Here is a 17,976-nt window from a genome sequence, read left to right on the forward strand (position 1 = left end):
TAGGTGCCTTCATTTTTTACTCTTGAGTTATCGACATGACACATCTCTCTGAACGCACGCTGAAAACCGGTGGCGACCCGCGTCATTTTGCTGAATTCAGCGCTTTACGGAACGAAATCGGTAAGTTACATCATCCTGCTCGCCCTGATGTTGACTGGGGGCGGGTTGAGCAGCTCTGTCTGGCGCTGTTTCGCCAAAACGGCGTTGAATTACAAACGACCGTTGATTTTACACTCGCGCGGACGCACATAGCCGGTATTGCGGGGTTGTGTGAGGGAGTTGAACTGCTGGCTGGTTTGCTCTCACATCAGTGGAGCACCTTGTGGCCGCCACAAACGCATGCGCGGGTCGAACTACTGGCTTGGTTGAGTGACCGGTTGCAGCAAGTCTGGCGTACCATGACCTTGTGCTACGGTGATTTAGCGCAGGTTTACCGGGCTGAGCGGGCGTTAGAACAGTTGTGTACGCAGTTGCAAACGTTGGAGCTGAAGCATCTGAGTAAGTTAGACGGCGTGCGCTTGATGTTGCATAACGCCGCACTGCGTTTGGAAAGCGCCGAGGCAGCAGTTGAGACCTCTGATCGCTTGACCCTGCCGACACGGCAAGTCATTAGCTCGACACAGCCAATCGCCCAGCCCGAACCCACACTCCCACCTATCGTGAACAACGAACCGCTCGTTTATATTGTTAGCGAGCCAGCCATCCCCCGTGTGCAAGTGGCGCTGCCGCCACCTCCGCCCCCGCGTTGGAATGCTCGGCAAGGTTTTGTCGCTGGTTTAGTGGTGATGGCAGTTGGGCTAACGGCCAGTTTTTATGTCTGGCAATCGATGTCATCGAATCCGGTGCAGGAAGCATTACTGGCCAATGCCAGCCCTTTATCTGCGCCACTGACGGCAAACACCATCGAAGAGCTGAAAAAGCAGACTTCCGATGCCCGATTGGCGCGCATGGCCGAACCGGTGTTACAAGCTACCGCTTCGCAGTTGGATCAATTGGCGGTGTTACCCCCACTGTGGGCGCAGACACGAGGGGATGCGGTGTTAGCGCAAGCGCAACAAGTATGGCCAGCCAGTCAGGAAGTGAAGCAACTCAGTACGCTATGGCAACAGCAGAGAGAATCAGGCGCTGCGCCCTTAGCTGAACTGAAACATTATGCGTTGGCACAAGAACGTTTGCGTCAACTTGCTGAACGCCTAAATGGATTGGATGAGAAAAAGGGGCGTTATATGACGGTCTCTGAACTTAAGTCTGTTGTTTTTGCTATTCAGCAACCGCTGACACAGGCATTGCCGCTAGAGGAATTACTGCATCAGTATCAGGTACAATCTGATGCAGGAAAAACACCGCCCTCGGTATTGCGCCAACAGATAGACAGCCGGTTTACCCAGTTACTCAATCGATATGCGTTGCTGACTTCAACCTCTAATACACAATGAATATCAGCGTTAGCCAATATCCCCCACTGATAATATGTGGGGGATAGAAGTATCGTCATGATTAACGCCAGCTTTCCTTTATTCGTCGTGACTTATTGGTGGCTGGCTAATTGTTTATTGATGACTAATCGCTTATTTATGGCTAACACGCTCAATGGCAGTATCATAAACAGGATTATTCTTTTCCGTTTTTGCTAATTGGTAATAACGCAGTGCATCTGCATTTTGGCCTGCGGCTTCATAGATGCGCGCAATATTATAGTTAGCGCCTGCACGAATAGTGGCCGCTTTTGGCCCACTGGCTAATGCGATAGCTTTACGATTTGCCCAAATAGCCTCCGCAGTTCTCCCCGCTTTTTGATAAACCAACCCAAGATTGCCGTAGGCTTTGCCATTTTCAGCATCAATATTGATGGCTTGCGTGAAGAGCGATATCGCTAATTCTAAATTCTTATCCTGATAGGCTTTTTCACCCTGTAAATTCAAGTTCTTAACCTGCTCAATATCGGCCGAGTTAAGAGAGGCGTGAGAAACGACCGCGGCATTGCCCAACCAAGGTTGCAATTTATTGGCGACACTCGATGCTTCAGTATTCATACCCGTGAATTCGTTAATATCTTCAATGTCACCGGTTTTATTTATTTTGAAGACAGTCCAAAGGTTGCCGATTTTGCCGGTAGGGACATAGTAAGTACGTACTAACGACTCACCTACATAGACAAAGACCTTTGCCTGACTAGCCGAAAGATTCGGGGTATTAGGGTTGTCTCCGTCACTGAAATCATGAACGGCATAAACATAATCCTGACCATTAAGCTTTTTATTTAAGGTCACGGTTTCAGGGCCAAAGCTGTCGGTATCATCGACGTCGAGGTTACCTTCTTCCCCTGTCTTTTGGCTGAAATAGATATGGTTATTTGGGTAGACCATATGTGAATCAAGATCCTTAGGTGTCGCTCCCCAAGTCAATACCACACGAATGCTATCTAACCCTTTCATTATTGGGCTAAGAGCATAAGACATGCCATCACAAGGGCATTTAACGACCAACGTTGAATAACCTTCTTTTTTTATAATCAGTAAATTGTCGCTATTGTCCGCAGAGGGGCTATTGACTTGTGCACTACCGCTCACATTCGTGGTGGCAGTTAATGTTTGCCCACCATTGCGCTGTAATAAAATATTGGCATCCGAAATTTTTTCGTCTTTTACTGTCGCACTCAGAACATCAATATTGATATTTTGTGCATAAGCAGGGAAAAGAGAGAGTGATAGCAGTGAAGCAATACTAAGTTTGATGATCCCGTTCATGTGAAAAATTCATCCTAATAAGATAATACATTAGTCAATAAAATTAATATAAATACCTGAGCGCAGTTTTAGTCAGTCGTTAAAGTGAGCAAAATGCTGAGTGATACTATCTATTTTTAGATGCCGCGAAAACAAATTATACGAAATGGGTTAATAAAGTGAGTGAGTCTTTGATTTAACCGATATTGCGCTATTTAGCTTCTGTGTTCTGAAAGTAAAATAAAGTGATAGTAATATCTGTTTACTATAATCATGCTATGCATTTATCTATATTTTTCAACTTCCTAGCTTCACCCATCTCCTCGAATTGATGTTGTTCTTGAGACAGGAACCGCTGTTTCAGAGAAATAACCTCTGTCACCATTTCTTCTTTTATAAAATTTTTCTTATGTCAGTGCTCAAGAATAACAAACGTTAAATTAATGTTATCGTCACCACCTCAATCAAAACGCATTACACAGGTTTATACGCCGAATAATAGTGGCGATAGCTGATTTTTCTGTCGATAATTACTGACCACAAGAGCCAATTTAATTCATTTACATTTTGCAGTAGCAACTATAATAATGACTCGCTCTATGATTGCGTTCGCGGCCCTCTGATTATTGAACCGGGGGGAACTGTTCATAAAGGAGAGCTCTATGCCTCACATGCCATTAATTAAGCATCCCCATACACACAGCGAAGCTTGCCTCTGCCAAAGTCCTGCGTTTAGGCGTATTAATACGGTATTTTCTCAGAAAGCAGCTAAAGCCGCCCCGATTACTGCGGCGACTGTTGCGGCGGCCGTCCCGAGCGCAAAATCACAAAATAAAGATATTGCCGCCAATGCGGTGCACGTGAAGGCATTTATTAATGTCCGCGTTTTTGATGGTGTTTCGGACAATTTGCGAGATGGGCTACGCGTATTAGTGGAAGGTAATAAGATTTCATCGGTCGAACCGGCAGATGCGCCGTTGTCGGCGGATGTGGAAGTGATTGACGGTCAGGGCGGTGTGTTGATGCCGGGTCTGATTGATGCACACTGGCACGCCATTATGGCTCGCCCCTCAATGATGACCGCCATGACGGCAGATTTTAACTACATTCAAGCACTGGCCATTGCAGAAGCCGATGCCACATTGCTGCGCGGGTTCACCACAGTACGCGACATGGGCGGGCCCGTTTTTGGATTGAAGCGGGCGATTGATGAGCATATTGCCAAAGGGCCACGTATTTTCCCTTCGGGGGCTTTTATTACCCAAACCGGCGGGCACGGTGATTTTCGCTTAATTGGCGAATTGCCCCATACCCCTTCCGATCCTCTGAGCTATGCCGAGCGGGTGGGAATGACTGCGATTGCTGATGGCGTGGATCAGGTGTTGCTACGTGCCAGAGAACAATTGATGCGCGGAGCATCGCAGCTCAAATATATGGCGGGCGGTGGTGTGTCCTCCATGTATGACTCCATCGACGTGACTGAAGGTTCCGTGCCTGAGATACAAGCGGCAGTGACAGCGGCTGAAAACTGGGGGACCTATGTCACCGTCCACGCCTATACCGCGCGTGCCGTGACCATGGCCATTAAAGGTGGCGTGAAGTGTATTGAGCACGGCCAATTAGTGGATGAAGAAACCGTTCAGTTAATGGCAGATAAAAATATCTGGTGGAGCCTGCAACCCTTCCTCGATGATGAGGATGCCGTGCCAACTCCTACGCCAGCTTCACGCGCGAAGCAGCTCCAAATGGTTGCCGGGACTGACACGGCTTACGGCTTAGCGAAAAAATATAATATCAAGACCGCGTGGGGAACTGACACGCTGTTTGATGCGCGGCTAGCCACTCGGCAGGGGGCGCAATTAGCCAAACTGACTCGCTGGTATGCACCAATTGACGTTCTCAGAATGGCAACCAGTGTTAACGCTGAACTTTGTGCGTTATCCGGCCCGAGAAATCCTTATCCCGGTAAGTTAGGGGTGGTGGAGAAAGGCGCGCTGGCTGATTTGATTTTGGTGGAAGGCAACCCATTGGAAGATATCCAACTGATTGCCCAGCCTGAGAAAGCATTTAAGGTCATTATGAAAGATGGGCAAATTTTCAAAAATACCTTAGGAAGCGAGCTGTAATCGTGACTAAAAGGGGCAAACCTGATTTTCTGTTGGGGTGTCAGGTATTAATTGAGGTCGTTCAATGAGTAATATGACTTCCCTCAGGAAGCAACAAGGTTTTTTCTGCACATTTTTAAGTCTCGTCAAACGGAATCCATGGCGTGGGTCATGGGTTCTGTTGCTAGCGATTGCACTGAGCGGATGTTCGGGGGTGGAAGCCCCTTTGTTTTCGTTGGTGGGGTCCTATTTCCCGTCTTGGATGGCTTGCGCTTTTATCGGGATCATCACGGCGGTGATTGCGCGTGTTGTCTTTATTCGCATAGGTATTGATGACCATCTGCCATGGCGGCTATTTGTGTATGTTTGCCTAGCGCTTGCTGTGGCATTTATCTGTTCCCTATTACTATTTGCGCGATGAATGATGAATATGAATAAACAACAAGGCAGTGGGCGTAAACGTCAACTGGCGCTCATTGTCGCTGGGATTATCATTTTTGCGGCAGTGATATTGGGTTGGCTGTCAGTGCGGCAGACCACACTCAATCCTTTATCTGAGGATGCGGAGTTAGGGGCCAGCGTGGTACATGTTTCCAGTTCAGTTCCTGGCCGTATTGTTTCGATTAACGTCGAAGAAAACAGCAAGGTTCGACGCGGCGATCTGCTGTTCTCCATTGAACCGGATCTCTATCGCCTTCAAGTCGAACAGGCCCAAGCTGAGTTGAAAATGGCGGAGGCTGCTCGTGATACTCAGCAACGAACCGTGGTTGCCGAGCAATCCAATGCCGCGATCACCAATGAACAGATTGTCAGAGCGCAGGCCAATCTCAAGCTAGCGACTCAGACATTAGCGCGGTTACAACCGCTGCTCCCGAAAGGCTATGTGACAGCACAGCAAGTCGATGATGCGGCCACGGCGAAACACGATGCGGAAGTTAGCCTAAAACAAGCATTGAAACAGTCATTTGCGGCAGAAGCTTTGGTCAGTAGCACCGCGGCTTCTGAAGCACTGGTGGCTGCACGGCGCTCAGCGCTGGCGATAGCCGAGCGGGAACTGGCGAACACACAAATACGTGCGGCTCATGATGGTCGGGTCGTGGGGCTGACTGTTTCCGTTGGGGAGTTTGTGGCCCCTGATCAGGCTATTTTCACACTGATCAACACTGAACATTGGCATGCTTCGGCATTCTTCCGTGAAACCGAATTGAAGAATATTAAAGTGGGCGATTGCGCTACCGTGTATGCGATGGCAGACAGGCAACGCCCGATTCAGGGGCGGGTTGAGGGGATAGGCTGGGGAGTGAGCTCAGAGGATATGCTCAATATCCCTCGCGGCTTGCCTTATGTCCCAAAATCATTGAATTGGGTGCGTGTCGTTCAGCGTTTCCCCGTCAGAATTAGTCTGGAAAAACCGCCGGAGGACCTGATGCGAGTTGGGGCGACTGCTGTGGTTATCGTGCGAAATGACGACGGTTGCTGACGGTACGCTTGGCGGTATCCTCCGTCAGGCAAGAGCGGATTTAGCCTATTTTCCCGGTCGAGTGGCGATGGCTTGGCGGGTGGCTGCGCTCTGTGCATTAATGGCTATGGTGGCCATGATTTATGGCATCCCAGAATCGGCGATTAGCTGCTATCTGATTATTTTCGTGATGAAGCCCGATGGCGTAGAGAGCATGGTAATGGCAATAGCGATTACCATTCTGGTGTCGCTGGTCGTTGGGCTGGTGTTTCTGCTGATTCATTTCACCTTAGAGGCTGCGCCATTGCGCATGGCCGCCTTAATCATTAGCTCATTTTTGTTTCTTTACCTCGGTTCTGCCAGCAAGCTTGGCCCCGTAGGGAGTATTATTGCGCTGGTTATCGCCTTTGTGATGACGCTGATCAGCGATATTCCGATGGGCGAAGTTGCCACGCGAGGGCTGCTGTATGCTTGGTTAATGGCCGTCGCCCCGATGCTATTGATCATTGGTTTTAACCTTTTCCTTGGCCGCAAGCCCCAAACATTATTACGCGCCAGTTTATCTGAGCGGCTCTGCGCGGCTGCCGAAGCATTACAGCATCCTGACGCGGCGAATTTGGCCCGTGTGCGTGAATTGCTACAAGAAGGGCAAAATGAGCATCAGCAACGTGCGCTTTTTGTGCGTATTTTTCATTTACGCCCCTCTGCCGAGGCACACTGGCTGGAGAGTGCGGTAAAAAACAGTTATCGGTTATTGTTAGCCACCTCGGCGCTTACCCCTAACACACCAGAGGCGGCGCGCCTCGAGTTAGCGGCTTACTGTCGTGATGCTGCACAAGCGGTGGCTGACGGCCAACAGACCGTTCTCCCTCACTTTGTGACTGAGGAACCGAACGATGATATCGATGAGATCAAAAATGCACTGATCGCACTGGCGAATGCAGAGGTCGGGCAAGATTTGGATGCCCCAAAATCGACCTTCTTTGCTGCTGATGCCCTGACTAACCCCGTCCATCAGCGTTTTGCACTGAAAACCACGGCAGCTGCGCTGATTTGCTACTTGGTTTATACCGCCTTGGATTGGCAGGACATTCATACCGCCATGATCACCTGCTATGTGGCGGCACTGGGAACGACCGGTGAGACTGTTCATAAACTTGTTTTACGGATCATTGGCTGCTTAATCGGTGCACTGATGGGGGTGCTGGCGATCATTTTCATCGTTCCGCATCTCAATGACATTGGGCAATTGATGGCACTGGTGTTTGGTTGCATTCTATTGGCGGCTTGGGTGTCATGCGGTAACGAACGTATTGCCTATGCCGGTGTACAGGTCGGTTTGGCTTTCCTGTTGACGGTGTTGCAAGGTTTTGGTCCGAGCACGGATATGGGCGTTGCGCTCGATAGGGTGCTCGGTATTTTGTTGGGTAACCTCGTGGTGTATCTGATCTTTACGCGATTGTGGCCGGTGGCGATTGTTGATTCGGTGCGGATACATATTCGTCATGCCTTGGAAAGACTGACAAATTTAGCGGCATTATCTCCCGCAGCACGGCCCGCAGCCTTAAGAGAAGCCACTGCCGTTGAAGACGAAATTAATCGCGCACAAGAAGAGTTGGCACTGGTTCCCTTTGAGCCAGCACAATTACGTCCCTCGCGAGAAGAGTGTGCACGGCTACTGGCCATACTGTCAGAAATGAATAAATTGTGCCCCTTGCTATTTCTACCGACGGCGAAATCAGCCTCTGATATTGAGCAGTTACGTCGCCTTTCAGCAAGCAGCGAGGCGATGATATTTTCTGGCGAACAAGAGCAGAACAGTGAATCTCAACGGCATGCGTTATCGCCGAATGATCTTACTCTTCAACAACGTATTAAGCGGTTAGAGAAACTTCTGGGAATTTGAGGACATGATGACGCACGCGATATTGAAGGCTCGGATAGCCAAAATAAGCCTGACTTGTTCGGTATTGGGGTTGAGCATGCTGATCGCAGGTTGTGCCACCGATCGCTTGGATCTCGCTCCCCCGTCTTATGCTGAACCTTGGGCACCGAATGCGAACACGGGGGCATCGATGGTGGGCGGTAATTTTTCGGTTCCACCGAATCCGCTGGTGGCAGAATTGGCGCAGCCCCTCTCAATCAAAAGTGAACATCGTTATTCATTACCTGAGTTGATTGATATTGCCCAGAACCAAAATCCTGATACCCGTATTGCTTGGCAGCAAGCACGGCAAGCTGCATTGGCGGTCGGAATGGGCGAGGCTATCTTTTTACCGATCATTTCAGCCAGTGTGATTGGCGGTTACCAAAGTACGACGACGCCGTTACCTTATGCCATCGGCAATGAAAAGGATCTGAAAACCAGCGGCAGTGCTGTTGTACCTGCCTTAGCACTGCAATGGCTTATCTTTGATTTTGGGCAACGCAGCGCATTGCTGGATGCGGCAAAACACATCTCTTATGCCTCCAACGTGACCTTCAATGGCATGCATCAGAAAGTGATTTATGACGTGACCCGTACTTACTTCCAATATGGTGCAGCGCAAAATCAGCGGAAAATAGCCGAAGAAACGCTGAAAAATAGCCTAAAAATCCAAGATGCTGCCGAGGAGCGCCGGAAAAATGGCATTGCGACAACCGTCGAAGTGGCGCTGGCCCGCCAACAGGTAGCACAGTCTGAATTGCGCCGCGTCATGACAAAAGGCACTGAACGTGATGCCTATCAAGCCTTACTGAGTGCGATGGGGGTGTCCCCGACATTGGCGATCAACGTCGCTTATGCCGAGGACCGCGCTTTGCCGGATGTAGCCAGTCCACCGACGGAAAAAATGATTCGTTTAGCGCTTTCCCAACGGCCAGATGTCTTAGCCAGCTATGCGGCAGCCGAAGCGGCAAAAGCGGGCATCAAAGCTGCCGAAGCTGATTTTCTGCCAAAAGTTTATCTGGCGGGGGCGGTTGCAGGTGGGGATGGGCGTTTTGATATTCAGGGCTTGCCGGGCATCAGCCCGCAGACGTCATCATCCAGCATTTTATTGGGTGTCAGTGTACCGCTTTACGACGGTGGGATACGTGCAGCGCGGGTTAAAGAAGCCGAGTCCCGCGCAGCGGTGGCAGCTGAAGGATTTAAGAAAACGCAGGAGCTGGCTGTACGGGAAATTGTGGTGGCGGCAGATACCTTACGCTCTGCGCTGGAGTCGAATCAGGCGGCACTTAATCTCGTGAAAACGTCCTTTATCACCTATGACGCCGCGCTGGAATCCTATCGCAATGGGGTCGGAACGATTACGGTTGCCAATGAGGCGGCCAATGGCTTACTGAATGCGCAGCAGATGAGCACCGATGCCCATGCTGCTTCTTTGGTCGCCGCGGCTAATCTGGCTTTTGTTATGGGTAAAATGACCAATAGCACAGATTTGCCCGGCACTTTAACTGCCTCTGTACCATAAAAAGTTATCTGCCCTTGATCGATGAAACCCATGCGGTTGGCGGCCAATAAGCCGCCGTCTCGATTGATTCGGGGAAACTGAATGACATCAATAATGCGAAGTCGGCATTTTTAGCAGACCAGAGAGGGTGGGCACCCACCTCTGATTTAGATAGACACCCACCCAACAAAATGATAGCCACAAGGCATAGGCTACGCATGGTGGGTTTCATTATTACCACTTTTCTAACTGAATGATTTCTGGCTTAGTATTCACATCCTTCGAACGTTTTTCCAGTATGAAAGGCTTGCCCTCCTCATTAAAAAACTGAATCACTAATGTGGCATTCAAGGGATCTATATTCACACTGGCGAAGTTGTTCTGCTGTGTATAGGCCCAACTGGTGTAATTCATGGTCCCTAATTCAGAACCCGCAGGAGGGTTACTGGTCAGTGTTTCGTATACAGTGAATTCATCTTTGGTTCTGGGATCCTGTGAGTCATGAATATAGTCGAAGGTGTTGCCATCGATAATGTCGTAAGGCCAATAAAAAGGCGATGAGGTCACCGACCACGCCTGTATTGTGCTGCCTGAAGTATCGACGATTTCTAGGTTCGCGATATTAGTACAGTGGATATCACCGGAGAGGAAAATAACATTTTTGATTTTATTTTTAATAATGGTCTTCAGAACTTCATTGCGCGTTTGAGGAAAGGCACTCCAGCTGTCACTTTTATCTTTTTGGCGCATGGCATATGTCGTTGTGCCCGCAGTATCCACACCGTTAGGCACAAAAACACCGGAAGAAACGATAAATTTGGGGCGATTACCGTAATCTTTCTGCATATGTATTAACCAAGCACACAAACGATCTAATTGATTTGGCTCGGCGGCACTGAGTGAAGGGCGACCGAGTAAATGGTTGTTAAAAATATTTCTATCATCTTCTGCTGGGCTAGCAGCTGAGTTTTTAAACCGACTAGTACGGGTATCCAATACAAAGAAGGGGTAGCCACAGCAATTAAAGTCATAAAATAGATTTTGTGCTTTCGATTGAGCAAGGAATCTATCTTTGCCGATTAAGTCATCTCTGGTTTTGTTAATATAGCTGTCTTCGAAGTGTGGTCCGTGTACCCACTGATAACTACGGTAGGCGCTGATGGCGCAGTTAAATAGGTATCGGCTATTGCTTTTAAACCCCAAATAATTCGCGAGTGTTTGTGGGCTGTCTATATTGTCCTGTGTCCAGTTATCCTCTATTTCATGATCGTCAAGGATCATGTAAACAGGGATGTGTGAGGTCAAGGCTCTAAAATGTGGTGTGCGGTATGCCTCATGATAAGCCTCATCAAACTCTTTGTAGGTATCTGCTTTGAAAACCGCTGCTTTCCACAGTGAGTCAGCATAGATTTGGTCACCCACCATTAAGATAAAATTAGCACTGGCGTGATCCTGATAAATGTATTTGAATATTTTATCAGAGTCTTTTTTCTTAAATGGAAGGCCATTGAACCAATTGTTCCTGCATGAACCGAATATAAAATTGAGTGGAACTCTCTTATTGCCACTCTTCGGTTGAGTTTTAAAATCAGCAACAACATAGACAGGGCCAATATCATCGCGATTGAGTTGATCAGCCCAGACACTGACGGGTGGCAAATATTGGACTACTTGCTCACTAGTATCACTATCATCTTCCTCTTCTTCTTCTGTATTGAGGCTGACTTCCAGATAAGCCATACGAACTTGATAGGTGGTATCAGGCTTAAGAGAGAATGATTTAAGTTGTAGCTTCTCTTCTTCTGTGGCCCACAAAGTGATGTCTTTGCCGAGATTAAATGTACCCGTGCGATGGTATTTTCGGTGTAGACGAAAATAATAAATATTCTCTTTAGCCACTTTGTTATCACTTCCCACAACACCGAGGACTCCGATGCTCCGGATATTGGCGGATGTATCATTCTCATCTTGCGTATCGTAAGCGGCAATCCATAAACGGCAGGAACTATCAGTTGTGTGGCCGACAATAGGGCCTAATGCTGGGCGAAATAGATTCATAGCATAATTCCTCAAACAAGATTGAATCAGATATTAAGTGCTGTATTTATCGATAAAAATTATCGGGTTTATATTAATGACGAAATTCGATGTTATTATTAAAGAATATTATCTTTCTTTATTAAGCAATGCAGTGGTAATAGATGAGATAGAACCTCCGAGTCATTAAACTCGACCCTGAAATGGCTATAGCATTAATTTACCTAAAATTGTTGTGCCGCTTTATGTCTACGGCCAGAGTAGTTTTGACAATAAATAATTGAAGCTGAGTGTCGGGCAATATTAATAATCTGTATTCGATGGACTATGATTAATCCATTGAGATTACCTGAGTGATTTAATGTATTCAGTCTGACTTTATTTATAGTCTGCTAATTATTTCCTGCGTGATTTTTGTGCTCTCGCGTTACAATATTAAATCTAGTGTTTCTATTCGTTTTTACCAGTCGTTTAATACCCACAAATTTTGTATTGCAATAAATATCCTTATTTATCGTCCAAGCCTAATTTATTCTGGGGTTTTATACTGGTTTTAATCTAGCAAATGAGTGGTCTATACCTGTACTCGTGCTTAAATCGAGATAAGCAGAAAAGAGATCAGTGCAATTGCTAATCAGGCAGAAACTCACATCAGGGACGGAGGGGATGTCGCAGCCATAGCCATAGCCATTCCGGCATTGCGCCAATCGCGATGCCGGATACCCTAAACGGCGACTCTAAGACGCCCCCGTGCCGTTGTTCAGCGTGGGGCTAATACTTGTATTCGGTAATGGCGCAATCACCACTTCTACCTGCTGCTGTTGCAGTATCTCGGCTAATTGAGTGGGTGGGAGCATTGGTAAACAGGGCCGTTGCGCGTGCCACATTACCAATCTCAACGGCTGCGGACGCGTGGAACTTGGTGTGGTCTGCGGCTAACAAGATATGGCGAGCATGAGCCATCATCGCTTTCACTACTCTGGCTTCGTTGACATCAAATTCTAATAGACTGCCGTCGGGGTCAATTGCCCCCATACTGGTGATCAGATAGTCAGCACGGAATCCTTCCACAAAAGAGACCGCACTGGGGCCAATGATACCGCCATTGTTTGGCCGCAATGTACCACCCGGTACCATCACTTCAAAATCGGTATTCTTAATGTCAGGAAAGAAATTCAGGCTGAGCAAGCGGTTGACCCGCTACCGCTAAGAACAGAAGCCATTAAGCAGATGTAATTCGGGTGTGTGAGTCTGAATTTGAGGTTGAGGATTCATGCCACAGTCATGACGCCTGATCAAACGCGACCATAAGGCGGCGTTTGATCAGGTGGAATAGGGCGTTATATCGAATAAATTGTTATTGATTTGTTGTTTTGTTTGTGTGAGTTGGAGGTAATTGTTACGCAATTATTTTTATTACTTTTAGTTTTCGTTATTTTATCTGAACTGCATTTTTATCTTACTTAATATAATCACCCGTTAATGAAGGAATATTATTACAACAAGAAAATTCCTACAAAATTCAAGAGGGCGCCTAGATAGTTAAAATAAGAATTACCTCATAATAATACCTGTAAAATACACCAGGCATTCATGAGGTATAGATAAATGCGTCACATATTCTGGATGAAAGCGCACAAAACGCCCCCTCAACTCAAGCTTGTGGCTTGTTATTCACCACAACAAAAACTCAGAGTCATGGGTTGGGTTACGCTTTTATTACAATTACTTTTTCCTTTAAGCTTGTCATTTTCACCTGCTATTGCTGCTTCTATTTCAACTGCTGCCACAGGCAACATTATTGAAGTAAACATTGCGACAGAAACTTATATTCTAAAGACTAATGAAAATGTCGATACCCTATCAAAAAAATACGGTCTGTCAGTCGATGAACTAAAAAAAATAAATCATCACCGTACTTTCTCCAAACCTTTTACTGCATTAACTGCTGGGGATGAAATTGATGTCCCACGCCAGCGTTCGCCATTCTCGGTAGACAATAATTCGGTGAAATCAGCAGAAACAAAAATAGCGCGTTATGTTGCTGATAGCGCAACTCTCTTATCGGACGAGAATACTGCAAAATCAGTGCAGCAGATGGCTCGTTCGACGGCTAACAATGAACTTAATCGTTCTGCTCAGCAATGGTTGAGCCAATTCGGCACCGCAAAGGTGCAGATCAATGTCAATAATGATTTTAAATTAGATGGTAGCGCTGCCGATGTGTTGTTGCCATTAGCTGACGGACAGAAATCATTACTTTTTACTCAATTAGGTGCTCGGAATAAAAATAGCCGCAATACGGTCAATGTCGGTATTGGTGTTCGTACCTTCCAGAATAACTGGATGTATGGCATGAATACTTTTCTTGATAATGACATCACAGGCAAGAACCGCAGAGTTGGGCTGGGTGCTGAAGCTTGGACTGATTACTTGAAGTTATCGGCTAACAGCTATTTCGCGCTGACTGATTGGCATCAGTCACGAGATTTTTCTGATGACAATGAACGTCCAGCCAACGGTTATGATATTCGGGCGGAAGCTTATCTCCCCTCTCACCCGCAGCTGGGCGGTAAACTGATGTATGAAAAGTATCGGGGTGATGATGTTGCTTTGTTTGGCAAAGATGATCGCCAGAAAAATCCTGATGCGATTACTGCCGGTGTAAATTACACCCCTATCCCATTAGTCACTGTTGGCGTGGAGCATCGCGCAGGCAAAGGCAGTCACAATGACAGCAGCTTTAATCTGCAATTGAACTATCGTCTGGGTGAATCATGGCAGTCCCAGATAAATCCGTCAGCGGTCGCATCAACTCGTCAATTGGCGAGCAGCCGTTATGACTTGGTTGAACGTAACAATAATATTGTCTTGGATTACCAAAAACAGGACGTAATTAGCCTGTCGCTTCCAGAGCAAATAAGTGGTGACGCAGGAACACGTGTCGCCGTCATTGCACAGGTTTCTAGCAAGCATGCGCTTGATCGTATCGAGTGGGACTATGCTGCTTTGAGCTCTGTGGGCGGCGGCCTTTCCATGACATCTTTGCAGTCGGCGGAAATAAAATTACCGCCGTATCAGTTAACAAGCTCTGGCAGTAATACCTATGTGTTGAGTGCGGTGGCTTATGATAAACAAGGCAATGTGTCGCGGCCTGTGACAATGCAAGTGACGGTTTTAGCCGGTTCGGTGAGTATCACCGCGGCGAATTTAACGGTTACTTCCGATAATGCACCAGCTAACAACACGGCGACGAATAGTGTGCAAGCTATTGTCACCGATGCTGGCGGTAATCCAGTGGCGGGTCAGAGCGTCACATTCAGTGCCAATAACGGTGCAAGTGTGACTACCGTGATTGGCACGACTGGCGTGAATGGGATTGCGACAGCAACGTTAACCAACAGCACCGTTGGAACGACTGCCGTGACCGCCACGGTCAATGGTACCAGCACAACGATCAATACCCAGTTTATTGCTGATAGTCATACGGCAACGATCACCGCAGCGAATTTAACGGTTACTTCCGATAATGCACCAGCTAACAACACGGCGACGAATAGTGTGCAAGCTATCGTCACCGATGCTAGCGGTAATCCAGTGGCGGGTCAGAGCGTCACATTCAGTGCCAATAACGGTGCAAGTGTGACCACCGTGATTGGCACGACTGGCGTGAATGGGATTGCGACAGCAACGTTAACCAACAGCACCGTTGGAACGACTGCCGTGACCGCCACGGTCAATGGCACCAGCACAACGGTCAATACCCAGTTTATTGCTGATAGTCATACGGCAACGATCACCGCTGCGAATCTGAGAGTCACCGCCGATAATGCACCAGCTAACAACACGGCGACGAATAGTGTGCAAGCTATCGTCACCGATGCTGGCGGTAATCCAGTGGCGGGTCAGAGCGTCACATTCAGTGCCAATAACGGTGCAAGTGTGACCACCGTGATTGGCACGACGGGCACGGATGGAATTGCGACGGCAACGTTAACCAGTACTAACCCAGGGATGTCGACTGTGGTTGCCACACTGAATAACAATGCTAATTGGAGTCTTGGGGTCACTTTCACCCCCGTCTTACCTTGATGATTCTGCGCGTAAAATGGATACAGGGCCCCGATGAGGGACCCTATATCGATGAAATAAAATCATCATTCATCATAAATTGATTAAGCCATATACCTGAGCTTAATTAATGAGATATTTCTCATTATTTTTACCACCATCCAGTTGATATTCCATTACGAGAATATCAACTGGATGGATATAATATTTTGAGAATTATAGTCTACGTGAAAATCAAGAGACCACAAATCGCACATTGTCATCTGCCGCTATGTTTTTTTGTTTTGTTAATATCAGGTTATCACACAGTGAGTTAATGTGACTCAAATCTATTTTTCTCAATGGGTTTTATTTTAAATAATGGCGGGAGTTAGACTGCCTTATCGGTAAAATCTGAAGTATCACACTATTAATTGGTAAGTAAGCGACCTATAGAATCGCTCGAAAAAATAAATTGGACTAATATTCCGTTGCTATTGTTTTTGATGGTGTTTAGAACTTTCAAAAATCAATTTGACAGAATAATTGATCGAAACCTATTATGTTATAGGTTTAAAAAAATGACAGGGAGAACGAGAGATAAGAAACAAGCAATAAAGAAATTTGATTTCTTCGGTACCGACATTAGCCATTCAATGCGCCATTGATCCAATCTCTATTGAGCAGGATTAGTTTGAACGACGATTCATCACTCCTGCTATTGGATTAATTAACCTCTATTATTAAAATAAAATGAAAAATGAATCTAAGAAATATCGTGCTAGAAAAGAAATGATGCTATCACAATTGCAGAGCTTATGTTCAGCAAGCAATGATGCATATACCTTAACACAATTACCTCCGCCTGAGTCATGGCCGAAAACACGGGAACTAGCAGACAGATGTAATGAAAGTATTTATGCGACACGCACTATGTTGCTGACGTTGGAAAGAGAAGGGAAGGTATATTGTACGTTTAGCAGTATTAACAACTCTCTACGCTGGTTTATTGGGCCTGATATTCAATCCGATGATCATTAAGTCAACTTGTCATATGACTTAAAAATGGCCGACGATGAAAAGTTTTTATATGCCACGCCTGTAACGAAAGTGGGATTAAGTTTATCACCGCCGGCTATTTGTTTCAGTATCGTCAATAACGACAGAACACTTTATTTCTTACTGTTAGCCTGTAGGTTGACTGACTTCATTTCCTCTTTTGCTTTTGCCAACTGTGAGACGAAATCAGCATTGGTATGCAGGGTGGCAACAACGGAGCTGGCGACCATACGTGCGGCATCAACATCGCTTTGCCAATGGTAACCACAAATGACGCGGCTCTCTCCTAGCTCATAACCACGCTTAAGAATTTCATCCTGACGAGCGGGATTGATTTCGGCCAATACTAGTGCGACGGACCAGCCAATGGCAGTATGCCCAGAGGGATAAGATCCATTTGTTGACAGTTGTTTCTCATCTTCTGGTCGGCAAGTTGCCTCATTGAAAAATGCAAATGGACGAACGCGGTTATAATGTTTTTTAGCCGAGCGGGTCGCATATTCACCAGCATCTTCTTTCATGGTGGAGATCAACGTATATATTTGAGGTGTTTTTTCTTTGGTAATTTTCAGACCAAAAGCCTCAGAGAAGTTATTCAGTAAGCTGTCTTTACTCACATCAGCATCGTCATAAGCTTGTTTCCCTCTTACGGTATTGCGTAACGATTTACCTTCATCGTAATAGGCCTTATCTCTCAAAAAATCGACACTTAGAAATGAGGGTGGCGGCGGTAATAACTTTAAGCTATCCGGTGTTTTTTCATAGGTTAAATAGTGGTCATCCGCAGCCAGAACTCCCCCTGATAGGGACAGCAGTAACATAGTGGAAATGATTGTTTTTTTCATGGTAAAGATCCTCGGTGTTGTCTTATTAATATCCATTCGATCATTCTTGTGACATAAATGACAAACAAAAAAAAACCTAAGTACCCGCCTATTTAGCTTGATGCCTAATAAACAGAAACTTAGGTTTTGCCTGATGAACAGTTACAATCCTAATAATGTCACATGAAAGACAATATCATTGCTGATGCAAAGATAAAAGAAGTTAGGCATGTACTTTACTAATTTGTGAGGCAGGTACCATTTTGTCGCCATATTATTAATATATCA

Annotated in this window: 11 protein-coding genes and 1 pseudogene; 8 read left to right on the plus strand and 4 right to left on the minus strand. The window is 46.5% G+C overall.

Going from position 1 to position 17,976, the window contains the following annotated elements:
• The first annotated feature begins 35 nt into the window (after positions 1-35).
• Positions 36-1,436 carry a VasL domain-containing protein gene (locus DA391_RS03520; protein ID WP_098904952.1) on the plus strand — a complete coding sequence of 467 codons (1,401 nt, stop codon included), beginning with the start codon at positions 36-38 and terminating at the stop codon, positions 1,434-1,436.
• A 132-nt stretch (positions 1,437-1,568) separates the two neighbouring features.
• Here the strand turns inward: DA391_RS03520 and DA391_RS03525 are convergent, their stop codons facing one another.
• Positions 1,569-2,747 (minus strand): tetratricopeptide repeat protein, encoded by a 1,179-nt coding sequence (locus DA391_RS03525; RefSeq protein ID WP_108087382.1) that lies wholly within the window; start codon positions 2,745-2,747, stop codon positions 1,569-1,571.
• A gap of 641 nt (positions 2,748-3,388) precedes the next feature.
• Here DA391_RS03525 and DA391_RS03530 point away from each other — a divergent pair.
• The 5 genes from DA391_RS03530 (at position 3,389) to DA391_RS03550 (ending at position 9,739) form a co-directional block, all read left to right on the plus strand.
• A complete protein-coding gene (locus DA391_RS03530) occupies positions 3,389-4,852 on the plus strand; it encodes a metal-dependent hydrolase family protein (protein ID WP_049607755.1) in 1,464 nt (487 codons plus the stop codon).
• Between the two features lie 64 nt (positions 4,853-4,916).
• Positions 4,917-5,252: a YtcA family lipoprotein gene (locus DA391_RS03535; protein ID WP_050083652.1), complete on the plus strand. Its 336-nt coding sequence runs from the start codon at positions 4,917-4,919 to the stop codon at positions 5,250-5,252.
• A gap of 9 nt (positions 5,253-5,261) precedes the next feature.
• Complete coding sequence (mdtN, locus tag DA391_RS03540) at positions 5,262-6,311, plus strand: multidrug transporter subunit MdtN (RefSeq protein ID WP_019211883.1); 1,050 nt, start codon at positions 5,262-5,264, stop codon at positions 6,309-6,311.
• Positions 6,295-8,196, plus strand: coding sequence for an FUSC family protein (locus DA391_RS03545; RefSeq protein WP_167398159.1), 1,902 nt, complete (start codon positions 6,295-6,297; stop codon positions 8,194-8,196). Before mdtN ends, DA391_RS03545 begins: the two co-directional genes overlap by 17 nt.
• Before the next feature lie 4 nt (positions 8,197-8,200).
• The gene (locus tag DA391_RS03550; RefSeq protein ID WP_050083654.1) at positions 8,201-9,739 is read left to right on the plus strand and encodes a TolC family protein; all 1,539 of its coding nucleotides are present in this window, start codon (positions 8,201-8,203) and stop codon (positions 9,737-9,739) included.
• 213 nt (positions 9,740-9,952) lie between these two features.
• On the opposite strand, the gene DA391_RS03560 is transcribed toward DA391_RS03550, so the two are convergent.
• Complete coding sequence (locus DA391_RS03560; protein WP_050083656.1) at positions 9,953-11,776, minus strand: alkaline phosphatase D family protein; 1,824 nt, start codon at positions 11,774-11,776, stop codon at positions 9,953-9,955.
• Positions 11,777-12,492: 716 nt separating this feature from the next.
• Positions 12,493-12,913: pseudogene (locus tag DA391_RS03565) on the minus strand (DeoR family transcriptional regulator); the annotation flags it as partial.
• 540 nt (positions 12,914-13,453) lie between these two features.
• Between DA391_RS03565 and yrIlm the strand changes: the two are divergent.
• Complete coding sequence (yrIlm, locus tag DA391_RS03570) at positions 13,454-15,847, plus strand: YrIlm family inverse autotransporter adhesin (protein ID WP_430980866.1); 2,394 nt, start codon at positions 13,454-13,456, stop codon at positions 15,845-15,847.
• A gap of 753 nt (positions 15,848-16,600) precedes the next feature.
• Complete coding sequence (locus DA391_RS03575) at positions 16,601-16,846, plus strand: FaeA/PapI family transcriptional regulator (protein ID WP_409945050.1); 246 nt, start codon at positions 16,601-16,603, stop codon at positions 16,844-16,846.
• A 131-nt stretch (positions 16,847-16,977) separates the two neighbouring features.
• Here DA391_RS03575 and DA391_RS03580 read toward each other — a convergent pair whose 3' ends face one another.
• Complete coding sequence (locus DA391_RS03580) at positions 16,978-17,685, minus strand: acid phosphatase (protein ID WP_226720693.1); 708 nt, start codon at positions 17,683-17,685, stop codon at positions 16,978-16,980.
• Positions 17,686-17,976: the final 291 nt, after the last annotated feature.

The sequence above is a fragment of the Yersinia massiliensis genome (assembly GCF_003048255.1).
Taxonomy (GTDB): domain Bacteria; phylum Pseudomonadota; class Gammaproteobacteria; order Enterobacterales; family Enterobacteriaceae; genus Yersinia; species Yersinia massiliensis_A.

Bases quoted from the DNA above. Each gene is read 5' to 3' on its own strand.
- DA391_RS03520 (WP_098904952.1), top strand. From the start codon at position 36: ATGACACATCTCTCTGAACGCACGCTGAAAACCGGTGGCGACCCGCGT.
- DA391_RS03525 (WP_108087382.1), bottom strand. From the start codon at position 2,747: ATGAACGGGATCATCAAACTTAGTATTGCTTCACTGCTATCACTCTCT.
- DA391_RS03530 (WP_049607755.1), top strand. From the start codon at position 3,389: ATGCCTCACATGCCATTAATTAAGCATCCCCATACACACAGCGAAGCT.
- DA391_RS03535 (WP_050083652.1), top strand. From the start codon at position 4,917: ATGAGTAATATGACTTCCCTCAGGAAGCAACAAGGTTTTTTCTGCACA.
- mdtN (WP_019211883.1), top strand. From the start codon at position 5,262: ATGAATAAACAACAAGGCAGTGGGCGTAAACGTCAACTGGCGCTCATT.
- DA391_RS03545 (WP_167398159.1), top strand. From the start codon at position 6,295: ATGACGACGGTTGCTGACGGTACGCTTGGCGGTATCCTCCGTCAGGCA.
- DA391_RS03550 (WP_050083654.1), top strand. From the start codon at position 8,201: ATGATGACGCACGCGATATTGAAGGCTCGGATAGCCAAAATAAGCCTG.
- DA391_RS03560 (WP_050083656.1), bottom strand. From the start codon at position 11,776: ATGAATCTATTTCGCCCAGCATTAGGCCCTATTGTCGGCCACACAACT.
- yrIlm (WP_430980866.1), top strand. From the start codon at position 13,454: ATGGGTTGGGTTACGCTTTTATTACAATTACTTTTTCCTTTAAGCTTG.
- DA391_RS03575 (WP_409945050.1), top strand. From the start codon at position 16,601: ATGCTATCACAATTGCAGAGCTTATGTTCAGCAAGCAATGATGCATAT.
- DA391_RS03580 (WP_226720693.1), bottom strand. From the start codon at position 17,685: ATGTTACTGCTGTCCCTATCAGGGGGAGTTCTGGCTGCGGATGACCAC.